We start from the raw sequence: 12,176 nt of genomic DNA, 5'->3' as shown, positions 1-12,176 counted from the left end.
ATTACATTGGCCTAACTACAATCTATAACGGTGGCAATGTGATGCTTGTCGCGCTATACATTGTGCCAGCTATGGGCGGCGCGCCGACGCCGACGACCTCAAGATTGCAGACCTGACCATGACAGATACCCTTCGCAGCCGGACTGGATTTGGAGACGGATTTTCGATTCGCAGCATCCAGTCCGAGCCTGACGCGGTGCTACCCGTCGCTCAGCTTCGTGACGTTTCCACCTCGCGGCGGACTGGCTGTCCGTTCCACGACGTGCGCGAGATGCTCCGCGAAGTCGGTCTGCGTCCCACCCGCCAGCGCCTCGCGCTGGGCTGGTTGCTGTTCGCCAAGGGCGACCGTCATGTGACCGCGGAAATGCTTCACGAGGAAGCCATCCGCGCTCGCTTCCCGGTTTCCCTCGCCACCGTCTACAACACGCTGCACCAGTTCACCGAAGTGAGCCTTCTGCGCGAAGTGGCCGTGGACGGCTCCAAGACCTATTTCGACACCAACTCGTCGGATCACTACCACTTCTACGTGGAAGGCCATAACGAGCTGGTTGATATTCCCGAGCAGGACGTGATGGTCGATCGCCTGCCCGAGCCGCCGGAAGGCTATGAGGTCGCCCGCGTGGACGTGGTCGTCCGCCTGCGTCGCAAGACCGGCAAGGCTTGAGTTTCTACCCTCACGGATTTCCAATGAAAACGGCGCCCTTGGGCGCCGTTTTGCTTTCAGGCGTCGGCCTCAGCCGGCCTGCTCCTCGTGGAAGGCCACCGCGCCCCGCTTCCAATAGGCCGAGACCCGCATCTGCGCCTTCGGCAGGCCCAGAGCCGCCACGGCCTCCCGCAGGCCCCGCGCCGCAGCCGCCTCGCACGCGCCCCAGCCATGGCCGTCACCGGGCGGGGGCGTGAAGCCGCGCACGGCGTCGGCGAGCCCGTCCGGCCCCGTCTCCCCGCGATACAGCCAGCGCACCTCCACGGCGGCACGGCTCTCCAGGGTGATCCGGTCCTGCGGGCCGTCCACTTCCGCGAACACGAAGGCCCGCGCACCCTCGGGAAGCTCGGAGAGGCGACGGCCCATGGCCGGCAAAGCGGTTTCGTCGCCCGCCAGAAGGTGCCAGTCGAAATCCGGCGGCACCACGAAGGAGCCCCTGGGGCCGCCCACCACGATCTCCTGCCCCGCCTGCGCCTGCAGGGCCCAGGCCGTGGCGGGGCCCGCCTGGTGCAGCGCGAAGTCGATGTCCAGTTCCAGGGCCTGCGGATCGAACCGGCGCGGCGTGTAGTCCCGCGCCACCTCGTTTCCGTCCGTGGCGGGAAAGAACAGCTTCACATGGTCGTCGAAGCCCAGGCTGGTGAAGCCGGCCAGATCCGGGCCGGCGAGCGTCACCCGCAGCATGCGGGGCGACAGGGAGTGCGTGCGCACCACGCGCAGCGTGCGCCGCTTCAGCTCATGGCGCACGCGCACGATCTCGCGGCGCGGGCCGGACGGGGGGACGACTGAGGGGGAGGAAAGGTCGGTCACGATGTCATGTCCTCTCTCCGAGAGGCCCGCGCCGCGCCGTGGCTTGCAGTCATGGCAACGCGCACGAGCCCCGACGGGATCGTTCGCGCGTTGTCTCACGTTAACGCCTACGTGCCACGGGTGCACCGCAGCAATGGGGAAGATTTAAGCCAAACCCACCACCCGTTCAAGGGGCGCACGGGCCGCCGGGCTCAGTCCAGCTTCTCGTTGGGATAGGCGCCCCAGAGCTGATTCTGCTCGATGAAGCCGTCGAAGCCCGGCCCGGTGAAGCGGCACCATTGGCCGTCGCAATTCTTCAGGCTGCCGAGCACGCCATGCTCCAGCCGCGCCACCACGTCGGCATCGGTGCTGGGCTTGTCCCGCAGCGAGACCGTGCCGGTCTTCATCCAGGGCGCCACCAGGGCCGTGCGGCGGCCGGACAGCAGGGAATGATAGACCCATCCCTCCGTGCCCTCGGAATCGCGGATGCGCCGCCATGTCTCGAATTCCGCCGTGATTTCCACGGGCAGCCCGGCACGGGAGAAGATCCACGCCACATCCTGGTCCCTGTTGGGACCGTTGCGGACATTCACCTTGTCCGCCTTCAGGGAGACGAAGCGGGGCACGGGCAGGCCGCTCCCCGTCTCATCGGGCGCGCCATGTGCGGGCACCGCAAGGAGAGCCAGGGCTGAGGCAAAAAGGGCTTCGCGAAGTCCCGTCTTCCGCATGGGTCCCGTCATCCTTCCGTCCGTGCACCGTTCACCGTCTGCGCCCCGCGCCGGGCGGCGTCAAGGGAGAGGCAACGCTCCCCTTTGTGTTTCCCCGGCTGTCTGATAGACGGAACGATAAGGGTTAAAAATCGGGGAACGGGAAGCCATGGCGCGTCGGAAGCCGCTCGTCGTCGTCACGCGGAAGCTGCCGGACACGGTGGAAACGCGGATGCGCGAATTGTTCGACACGCGTCTGAATGTGGACGACGTGCCCATGGACTCCGCCGCTCTGGTGGAGGCGGTGAAGACCGCCGACGTCCTGGTGCCCACGGTGACCGACCGCATCGACAACGGCATCCTCTCCCAGGCGGGCGAGAATCTGCGGCTCATCGCCTCCTTCTCCAACGGCATCGACCATATCGACGTGGCGAGCGCGCTGAACCGCGGCATCACCGTCACCAATACCCCGGCTGTGCTCACCGAGGATACGGCCGACCTGACCACGGCCCTCATCCTGGCCGTGCCGCGCCGCCTCACCGAAGGCGCGCAGATCCTCCAGAACGACCAGGAGGAATGGCAGGGCTGGTCGCCCACATGGATGCTCGGCCGGCGCATCTGGGGCAAGCGCCTGGGCATTATCGGCATGGGCCGCATCGGCCAGGCGGTGGCGCGGCGCGCCAAGGCGTTCGGCCTGCAGATCCACTATCACAACCGCCGTCCCCTGCCCCACGCCATCGAGGAATCCCTGGAGGCGACCTATTGGGAGAGCCTCGACCAGATGCTGGCCCGCATGGACATCGTCTCGGTCAACTGCCCCCACACGCCCGCCACCTATCACCTGCTCTCGGCCCGGCGCCTGAAGCTGCTGAAGCCGGACGCCTATGTGGTGAACACCGCGCGCGGCGAGGTGATCGACGAGAACGCGCTGACCCGCATGCTGGAAGCCGGGGAACTGGCGGGCGCCGGTCTCGACGTGTTCGAGCACGAGCCGGCCGTGAACCCCAAGCTGGTGCGCCTCGCCAAGCAGGGCAAGGTGGTGCTGCTGCCCCATCTTGGCTCCGCGACCCTCGAAGGGCGCATCGACATGGGCGAGAAGGTCATCGTCAACATCAAGACCTTCATGGACGGTCACCGTCCGCCGGACCGCGTCCTGCCCTCCATGCTGTGAGGCGCGGGCGCACCCGCAGTTGCCGCCGCCCGGCGTCTTCGCTATTTAGGCCGTCGCCTTTCAGGCCACGCTTTGAGGAGCCCGCGCGGCGTGCGCGCGGGGAGGGTTGAGGACATGTGCCAGACGGCCATCGACAGCAGGATGTGGTTCCGCGCCATCGGGCGCCGGGGGCTCAAACGCGCGCGAAAATGACGGCGGGCCCGGCAGTCCGGGCCGCTTGCGCGCACTCCTGATTTTCCCCTTTTGAAGAAAGAAACGGGCCATGGCTCGGCTGGTCATGAAGTTCGGCGGCACGTCGGTCGCCACAATCGAGCGTATCCGCAACGTTGCGCGCCATGTGAAGCGCGAGGTGGAAGCCGGCTACCAGGTGGCCGTGGTCGTGTCCGCCATGTCCGGCAAGACCAACGAACTGGTGGGCTGGGTCAACGAAGCCTCCAAGCTGTACGACCCCCGCGAATATGATGCCGTGGTCGCCTCGGGCGAGCAGGTGACGTCCGGCCTCCTGGCCATCGCGCTCCAGAATATGGGCCTGCCCGCCCGCTCCTGGCAGGGCTGGCAGATCCCCATCTCCACCGACGAGGCCCACGGCTCGGCCCGCATCATGGAGATTGACGGCACCGCCCTCACCGGCCGCATGGACGCGGGCGAGGTGGCGGTGATCGCCGGCTTCCAGGGCATCCATCTGCCGTCCGGGCGCATCACCACGCTGGGGCGCGGCGGCTCGGACACGAGCGCGGTGGCCATCGCCGCCGCCATCGATGCCGAGCGCTGCGACATCTATACGGACGTGGACGGCGTCTACACCACCGATCCGCGCATGGTGCCCAAGGCGCGGCGCCTGAAGCAGGTGGCGTTCGAGGAAATGCTTGAAATGGCGTCGCTGGGCGCCAAGGTGCTTCAGGTGCGCTCGGTGGAACTCGCCATGGTGCACAAGGTGCGCACCTTCGTGCGCTCCAGCTTCGACGATCCCGACGCGCCCCACATGGGCACGGCCGAGGCGGCGGGCACCCTGATTTGCGACGAGGAGGAGATCATGGCCAACCAGATGGAATCCCAGGTGGTCACCGGGATCGCCTTCGCCCGCGACGAGGCCCAGGTCTCCATCCGGCGCGTGGCGGACAAGCCCGGCATCGCCGCCGCCGTGTTCGGCCCGCTGTCGGACGCCCACATCAATGTGGACATGATCGTCCAGAACGTGTCGGCGGACGGCTTCACCGACATCACCTTCACCGTGCCCAGCGCCGATTTCGAGCGCGCCAAGGCCGCCCTCGGCGAGGCGCGCGACGCCATCGGCTACGAGACGCTGGAAGGCGAGGGCGACGTGGTGAAGGTGTCGGTGATCGGCATCGGCATGCGCTCCCATGCGGGCGTCGCCGCCAAGGCCTTCCAGGCGCTTGCCGCCAAGGGCATCAACATTCGCGCTATAACCACATCCGAGATCAAGATTTCGATCCTGATCGATGCCGCCTATACCGAGCTTGCGGTTCGGACTCTCCATTCGCTATACGGTCTCGACAGTTGAGCCTGATCCGGTCAGGTTTTTTCAGCCTGACCGGCCCATCAGCCTCTAAGCTCTTGATAGGGAGCGATTCGTCCTTCGGATGACAGCGCGCAGGCGCTTCCATCCGGCGGGATCGCGCTCTAGATTTCTGGCGCGGGGGGCGCCATCCGTCGGCCGTCCAGGCCAGCGGTCCCCGGGTGACAGTGTTAAGGAACCGGCCGATGCGTGGCGCGCTCGGCGGCCCCCGCGTTCTCCTGAGACGCCTTCGCGAAGTGATGGCGGAGCCGGTCAGCGCGCAGGACCGCCTGGACAAGATCGTGGTGATGATCGCTGCCAACATGGTGGCGGAAGTCTGCTCGGTCTATGTGCTGCGCGTCGATCAGACGCTGGAACTCTATGCCACCGAGGGCCTGAACCGCGACGCGGTCCACCAGACCGTCATGCGCGTCAGCGAGGGCCTTGTCGGCCATGTGGCCCGCGAAGCCGAGCCGGTGGCCATCTCCGACGCCCAGAACCATCCCGAATTCTCCTATCGTCCGGAAACGGGCGAGGAAATCTACAATTCGTTCCTCGGCGTGCCGATCCTGCGGGGCGGCAACACGCTCGGCGTGCTCGTGGTGCAGAACCGCGCCCACCGCACCTATGCGGAAGAGGAGATCGAGGCGCTCCAGACCACCGCCATGGTGCTGGCGGAAATGATCGCCTCTGGCGAGCTGACCGCCCTCGCCAAGCCCGGCGCGGAACCGGCGGGGCGCCGCCCGGTCCATCTCTCCGGCGTGGCGCTGGCGGACGGGCTCGGGCTCGGCCATGCGGTGCTGCACGAGCCGCGCATCGTCGTCACCAACGTCATCGCCGACGATGTGACGCGCGAGGGCGAGCGGCTGGACGGGGCCATCGGCAAGCTGCGCGCCGCCATCGACATGCTGCTGGAGGAGGACGGCCTCTCCAAGGCGGGCGAGCATCGCGAGATCCTCGAAGCCTATCGCATGTTCGCCCACGACCGGGGCTGGATGCACAAGATGCGCGAGGCGGTGCTCACCGGCCTCACCGCCGAGGCGGCCGTGGAGCGCGTGCAGTCGGACACCCGCGCCCGCATCATGCGCGCCTCGGACCCCTATCTGCGCGAGCGCCTGCACGATCTGGACGACCTCGCCAACCGGCTGCTGCGCGAGCTGACCGGACGCTCCCGCGCGTCGGACCGGGAAGACCTGCCCGAGAACGCCATCATCTTCGCCCGCAACATGAGCCCGGCCGCGCTGCTGGACTATGACCGCAGCCGCGTGCGGGGCCTCGTTCTGGAAGAGGGCGGCACCACCAGCCATGTCACCATCGTGGCGCGGGCGCTGGGCCTTGCCGCCATCGGCCAGGTGGAGAATGCCACCGGCCTCGTGGAGCCGGGCGACCCGGTGATCGTGGACGGGCAGGCGGGCGAAGTGCATCTGCGCCCGCCCGGCGATGTGGAGGCGGCCTATGCGGAGAAGGCGCGCTTCCGCGCCCGGCGCCAGGCCCAGTATGCGGCGCTGCGCGACCAGCGGTCCGTCACCAAGGACGGCATCGCCATCGACCTGAACCTCAATGCCGGCCTCCTGGTGGATTTGCCCCACATTGTGGAGACGGGCGCGGCGGGCATCGGCCTGTTCCGCACCGAACTGCAATTCATGGTGGCCTCCGCCTTCCCGCGCATTTCGGAGCAGCTGAAGCTCTATCGCGCGGTGCTGGATGCGGCGGGCAGCCGCCCGGTCACCTTCCGCACGCTGGATATCGGCGGCGACAAGGTGCTGCCCTACATGCGCACCGTGGAGGAGGAGAATCCGGCGCTCGGCTGGCGGGCCATCCGCCTCGGCCTGGACCGGCCCGGTTTGCTGCGCAGCCAGCTGCGCGCCTTGCTGCGCGCAGGAGCGGGGCGCGAGGTGCGCATCATGTTCCCTATGGTGGCGGATGCGGCCGAGTTCGATCAGGCCAAGGCCATCCTGGAGCGGGAACTGACCCATCTGCGCAAGCACGGCCACGGCCTGCCGGACCGGGTGTTCGTGGGCGCCATGGTGGAAGTGCCCTCGCTGCTGTTCCAGCTGGACGAAATCCTCTCGCGGGTGGACTTCCTCTCCGTGGGCTCCAACGACCTCGTGCAGTTCCTGTTCGCGGCGGACCGGGGCAATGTGCGCGTGGCCGATCGCTTCGACCCGCTCTGCCCGCCCGCCTTGCGCGCCTTCCGCGCCGTGGCGGAGGCGGGCGAGCGCCATGGCAAGCCGGTCACATTGTGCGGCGAGCTGGCCTCCCGCCCGCTGGAGGCGGTGGCGCTCGCGGCGCTCGGCTATCGCTCGCTCTCCCTCTCCCCGGCGGCCATCGGCCCGGTGAAGGCGACCCTGCTCCAGCTTGATGTGGGCGCCGCCCGTTCCGTCCTCCTGCCGCTGCTGGAGGACACATCCGGCGTCAGCGACGTGCGCAACACGCTGCGCGCCTTCGCGGACCTGAGCGGACTGCCCCTTTGAGCGACGACCTTCTCCAGTCCCGCCTGCCCATCGCCAAGCTCGACACCCTGGTGGCCCGCCACGCGGAAGTGGAGGCGCTGCTCTCCGCCGGTGCGGAAGGCGAGGAATATGTGCGCCTCGGCCGCGAATTCGCGGAACTGTCCCCCGTGGTTGACGAGGTGCGCGCCCTGCGCGCCACCGCCCGCGACCTGAAGGACACCCGCGAGATGCTGGAGGATGCCTCCACCGACGCGGACATGCGGGCGCTGGCGGAGAGCGAGGAGGAGCGCCTGCTCGCCGAGCTGGAGCGGCTTATCACCGCCGTGCGCATCGCCCTGCTGCCCAAGGACGCCATGGATTCGCGCGGCGTGATCCTGGAAGTGCGCGCCGGCACGGGCGGCGACGAGGCGGCCCTGTTCGCGGGCGACCTGTTCCGCATGTATTCGCGCTATGCCGCCGAGCGCGGCTGGTCCGTGGAACTGCTCTCCGAGAGCGAGGGCACCATGGGCGGCTACAAGGAAGTGGTCGCCGCCCTGCACGGCGCCGGAGCCTTTGCGCGGCTGAAGTTCGAATCCGGCGTTCACCGGGTCCAGCGCGTGCCGGAGACCGAGGGCTCGGGCCGCATCCACACCTCCGCCGCCACCGTGGCCGTGCTGCCGGAAGCGGAAGAGGTGGACGTCGCCATCAATGAGAGCGACCTGCGCATCGACGTGTATCGCGCCCAGGGCGCGGGCGGGCAGCATGTGAACAAGACCGAGAGCGCGGTGCGCATCACCCATCTGCCCACCGGCATCGTGGTGGCCGTGCAGGACGAGCGCTCCCAGCACCGCAACAAGGCCCGCGCCATGGCCCTGCTGCGCTCGCGCATGCTGGACGAGGAGCGCCAGCGCGCCGAGCAGAGCCGCGCCGCCGACCGGCGCGGGCAGGTGGGCTCGGGCGATCGTTCCGAGCGCATCCGCACCTATAATTTCCCGCAGGGGCGCGTTACCGATCACCGCATCAACCTCACCCTCTACAAGCTGGAGGAAGTGATCGCGGGTACCGCGCTGGACGAAATCCTCGACGCGCTCATCACCGAGCACCAGGCGGAGCTGATGGCCTCCGCCGAGGGCTGAGCCCGTGGCCGGGCCCCTGACCCGCGCGGCCCTGCGGCGGGCCATGGCGGACCGGCTGCGCGCGGCGGGCGTGCCCGGCGCGGATCTGGATGCGCGCCTTCTCTTCGCCTTCGCCCTCGGCCTGCCCGCCAACGGCCTGCCTGGCGACGCGATCGTTGCCGAATCCGAAGCCGCTTCGGCCGAAGCCCTGCTGGCGCGCCGCATGGCCGGAGAGCCGGTGGCCCGCATTCTGGGCGAGAAGGAATTCTGGAGCCTGCCCTTCTCTCTCGCGCCCGAGACCCTGGTGCCGCGACCGGACACGGAAACCGTGGTGGAAGAAGCGCTGCACCTGCTGCCCGACCGCGCGGCCCCGTTGCGCATCCTGGACCTCGGCACCGGCAGCGGGGCGATCCTGGCGGCGCTGCTGGTGGAATATCCCCATGCCTTCGGCGTGGGCGTGGACCGCTCGGAAGGCGCCGCCCGCGCCGCCCGCGACAATCTCGCGCGCCTGGGGCTGGGCACACGAAGCCTGGTGGCCACGGGAGACTGGGGCAGCGCGCTCAGCGGGCCGTTCGACCTTGTGGTTTCCAACCCGCCTTACATTCCCAGTTCCCACATCGCCGCCCTCGACGTGGACGTGCGCGCCCATGACCCGCTCGCCGCGCTGGATGGCGGCGCGGACGGGCTCGACGCCTATGCGGCCATCGCCCGCGCCCTCCCAAGCCTCCTGGCGCCCGGTGCCGTGGCGGTGCTGGAGCTGGGCATCGGCCAGGAGGCGGCCGTGGCGGACCTGCTGCGCATGGCCGGGCTCCAGCTCCCCGGCCCGGCCCGGCGTGACCTCGGCGGCATCGCCCGCGCCTTGTCCGCGCGCCGCCCGTGACCGCTTACGGGCCACGCCGCCACGAAAAAACCGCTTGGAAGGACCGGGCGAACTGGCTAGTGTCCTGATCTAGGAGTCGAACCGATGCGTCGGCCCGCAGGGACACGCCCGAGAGGCGAGGCCCAGGAGGCTGAAGCGCACTCCCGAAATCTGAAATCGGATGTTTCGGGTGTGAGACAGGGTGAGGCGGCGGCGCGCTGGGTTCGTGCTGCGCTCTCCGTCACGGTGCGATCGCAAGTCCGGTCTTCATGAAAGTCCGGTCTTAAATGTCCGGTCTTTCGGCGCGGATCCTGCGGGACGGCGCAAAGACGGGTTGGCTGACCGCGCGATGCGCGGAGCGGGGCTCATGGTCGAACGGATCCTTTGTCTTCAGTTGTTTTCAGCGATGCGCCGGGAGCCCAGCTTTCGGTCGCGATGATGGTCATCCTGTCGCTGTCGCATGGACCGTTTTTCGACGGCATAGGCGATGACGAAACGGCGAGTTGCGCCGAGCGAGTAGAGATCGATGCAGATGAGAAATGGTCAGCAGAAGCGCATGCGTCGGAACAACAACAATAATAACAATAACAACAATAATAACCGACGCGGCTCGAATCCCCTGACGCGGGTCTATGAATCCAACGGCCCGGACGTGAAGGTGCGCGGAACCGCCCATCATATCGCGGAGAAGTACCAGCAGCTGGCGCGGGATGCGCAGTCCTCCGGCGATCATGTGGCCGCCGAGAACTATTACCAGCACGCCGAGCACTATCTGCGCCTCATTGCTTCGCTCCAGCCCCAGTTCGCGCCGCAGGTTGGCTTCAACCGCGACGGCGACGACATGGAGGACGGCGAGGACGACGACGTGTCCGCCCTGGACGCCCCCCAGCCCTATATGCGCGAGAATTTCCAGCCCCGCGAGCAGCGCCAGCCGCGCGAGGACCGTGGCCCCCGTGAAGATCGGGGACCGCGCGAGGATCGCGGCAACCGCGACGACCGGGGCAATCGCGACGAGCGTGCCGCCCGCGACGACCGGGCTCCGCGCGAAGACCGTGCCCCCCGCGAAGATCGGGGACCGCGCGAGGATCGCGGACAGCGCGACGATCGTGCACCGCGGGAGAACCGGCAGACCGGCTTCCAGCGCCGCAACCGCGAGGATGAGAGCGGCGAAGGCTTCCAGCCCCGCGAGCAGCCCCGGGAGTTCCGCAACAACCGGCGCGATGACGACCAGGGCGGCTATGCCCCGCGTCCCGCGCGCCAGCCCCGCGAGGAGCGGGCGCCGCGCGAAGCGGTGGTGGCGGACGAGCAGTCCATCGGCCTGCCCTCCTTCATCACCGGCGGGGCACCGCGCCCCGAGCCCCGCGAGACGGTGGCCGAGGCGCCCGTGCCTGCACCCGCGCCCGTCGTCGTGGCGGTGGTGGAGGCTGTGAGCGCCGATGCCCCGGCCCCCGAGGCCGAGGATGCCAGCCCCACCCGGCGCCGCCGCAGCCGCTACCGCACCCGCGCGGATCGCGCAGAAGGCGGCGAGGGCGAGGCCGCCGGCGAGGCGCAGTCCAGCCCCGTCGAGTGATCGGCCTTTCACACGCATTTCGGAAAGCCCCGCTTCGGCGGGGCTTTTTTATGGGCGGGGTTTTTTTATGCCTCGACGCACGATCAGCGCGGGCTGTCCGGATCAGAAATAGCCTTCCCAGAACATGTTCAGGCGCTCCGCCTCTTCCCGCAGCAGCGCGAGGAAGGCCGCCGCGGGCGGCGAGATCACATGGCGGGACGGCTCGATGAGCACCAGATGGACCGGCGCCACCGGGTCCACCATGGGCTGGACCGAAAGCGGCAGCAGGTCCATGTCCGCCGCCAGCATGATGGCCGGCACCACGGTACGCCAATCTGAGCTGGCGACGAAGTCCAGCGTGCCCATCATGGAATCCATCTCCAGCACGCGCTCGATCTGCACCCCGTTGGAGGCGATATAGGCCTCGATCCAGGTCCGCCGCGTATTGGCCACAGAAGGCAGGACCAGCTTGATGGGGCCGAGCTGCGCCATGCGCACGGGCTTCAGATGGGTGGTGGGGTCCGCCCGGCTCACCAGCGTCTCATGGGTGGTGAGGAAGTGCTGGATCTTCAGCCCCGGGCGGCCGGGAATGGCCGGCACGATGGCGAAGTCCAGCTCGCCCATCAGCACGCTGTTGGTGAGGATGGGGCTGAAGGCTTCCACCACGCGGATGGAGACATTGGGATAGGTGGCGATGAAGCGGCGCATGGCGGGCGCCATGGTCACGCGGGTCATGGTGGGCATGAGGCCCACCGCGATCTCGCCGGACACGCCGTGGCCGAACATCATCATGGACTGGTTGGTGGCTTCGTTGAGGCGCAGCATCTCCACGCAGCGGCTGTAATAGGCATCGCCCGCCGGCGTGGGGGTGACGCGCCCCTTCTCGCGGGAGAAGAGGCGCACGCCGAAGCGCTCCTCCAGCTTGCGGATATGCTGGGAGACGCCCGACTGGGTCCCGTGCTCGCGCTGGGCGGCGGCGGTGAAAGAGCGCTCTTCATAGGCCGCCACGAACAGGCGGACTTCCCTCAACGATTCAGCCACTGGCGTCGCACCTCCCTGGCGCCTCTGAAACGGGCGCACCTTATCCTTGGAGGCTGATTCACCAGACGGATGGAATCAACCTGTTTGGTGAATCAGCCTCCAAATCATTCATAGAGTGCGATTCACGCCCCCCGGACGCACCTCCGTGCGCCGAGATGGGCGATCGCACTCTAGGTGACATACCCATAAACGGGATTCCCAGCGGAGCGTTGTTTTGATTCACTGATCTCAACCCTGGAGGTTGAGATGGCGCGCTTTGACCTGACGGATTTCGAGTGGTCGGTGATCGCACCGCTT

The 12,176-nt window shown here is 68.2% G+C and carries 11 protein-coding genes; 8 read left to right on the top strand and 3 right to left on the bottom strand.

What is annotated here, in order from left to right; all coding sequences use genetic code 11:
- The first annotated feature begins 196 nt into the window (after nt 1-196).
- On the top strand, nt 197-664 hold the full coding sequence (gene irrA / locus EJJ38_RS12935) for an iron response transcriptional regulator IrrA (protein ID WP_420836886.1): 468 nt from the start codon (nt 197-199) through the stop codon (nt 662-664).
- Nucleotides 665-733: 69 nt separating this feature from the next.
- On the opposite strand, the gene EJJ38_RS12930 is transcribed toward irrA, so the two are convergent.
- A complete protein-coding gene (locus tag EJJ38_RS12930) occupies nt 734-1,510 on the bottom strand; it encodes a siderophore-interacting protein (RefSeq protein ID WP_127090565.1) in 777 nt (258 codons plus the stop codon).
- A 191-nt stretch (nt 1,511-1,701) separates the two neighbouring features.
- Nucleotides 1,702-2,217 (bottom strand): SH3 domain-containing protein, encoded by a 516-nt coding sequence (locus tag EJJ38_RS12925; RefSeq protein ID WP_127090564.1) that lies wholly within the window; start codon nt 2,215-2,217, stop codon nt 1,702-1,704.
- 148 nt (nt 2,218-2,365) lie between these two features.
- Between EJJ38_RS12925 and EJJ38_RS12920 the strand changes: the two genes are divergently transcribed.
- From EJJ38_RS12920 to EJJ38_RS12895, 7 genes are all read left to right on the top strand, one after another.
- On the top strand, nt 2,366-3,367 hold the full coding sequence (locus EJJ38_RS12920) for a 2-hydroxyacid dehydrogenase (RefSeq protein WP_127090563.1): 1,002 nt from the start codon (nt 2,366-2,368) through the stop codon (nt 3,365-3,367).
- A 262-nt stretch (nt 3,368-3,629) separates the two neighbouring features.
- Complete coding sequence (locus tag EJJ38_RS12915) at nt 3,630-4,889, top strand: aspartate kinase (RefSeq protein ID WP_127090562.1); 1,260 nt, start codon at nt 3,630-3,632, stop codon at nt 4,887-4,889.
- Nucleotides 4,890-5,089: 200 nt separating this feature from the next.
- Nucleotides 5,090-7,357, top strand: coding sequence for a phosphoenolpyruvate--protein phosphotransferase (ptsP, locus tag EJJ38_RS12910; protein ID WP_127090561.1), 2,268 nt, complete (start codon nt 5,090-5,092; stop codon nt 7,355-7,357).
- Nucleotides 7,354-8,451 carry a peptide chain release factor 1 gene (gene prfA, locus EJJ38_RS12905; RefSeq protein WP_127090560.1) on the top strand — a complete coding sequence of 366 codons (1,098 nt, stop codon included), beginning with the start codon at nt 7,354-7,356 and terminating at the stop codon, nt 8,449-8,451. Before ptsP ends, prfA begins: the two co-directional genes overlap by 4 nt.
- Nucleotides 8,452-8,494: 43 nt before the next feature.
- Nucleotides 8,495-9,310, top strand: a complete 816-nt coding sequence (gene prmC, locus EJJ38_RS12900) for a peptide chain release factor N(5)-glutamine methyltransferase (protein ID WP_127090615.1) — start codon at nt 8,495-8,497, stop codon at nt 9,308-9,310.
- A gap of 363 nt (nt 9,311-9,673) precedes the next feature.
- Nucleotides 9,674-9,868: a hypothetical protein gene (locus EJJ38_RS20320; protein ID WP_164738499.1), complete on the top strand. Its 195-nt coding sequence runs from the start codon at nt 9,674-9,676 to the stop codon at nt 9,866-9,868.
- Complete coding sequence (locus EJJ38_RS12895; protein ID WP_245454236.1) at nt 9,846-10,859, top strand: DUF4167 domain-containing protein; 1,014 nt, start codon at nt 9,846-9,848, stop codon at nt 10,857-10,859. The genes EJJ38_RS20320 and EJJ38_RS12895 overlap by 23 nt, the downstream gene beginning before the upstream one ends.
- Nucleotides 10,860-10,961: 102 nt before the next feature.
- Here the strand turns inward: EJJ38_RS12895 and EJJ38_RS12890 are convergent, their stop codons facing one another.
- Nucleotides 10,962-11,879 carry a LysR family transcriptional regulator gene (locus EJJ38_RS12890; protein WP_127090558.1) on the bottom strand — a complete coding sequence of 306 codons (918 nt, stop codon included), beginning with the start codon at nt 11,877-11,879 and terminating at the stop codon, nt 10,962-10,964.
- Nucleotides 11,880-12,176 lie beyond the last annotated feature (297 nt).

The sequence above is a fragment of the Aquabacter cavernae genome (assembly GCF_003993795.1).
Lineage (GTDB): Bacteria > Pseudomonadota > Alphaproteobacteria > Rhizobiales > Xanthobacteraceae > Aquabacter > Aquabacter cavernae.
The sequence above is the reverse complement of the archived record's forward strand: the minus strand, read 5'-3'. Positions and strand labels throughout refer to the sequence as shown.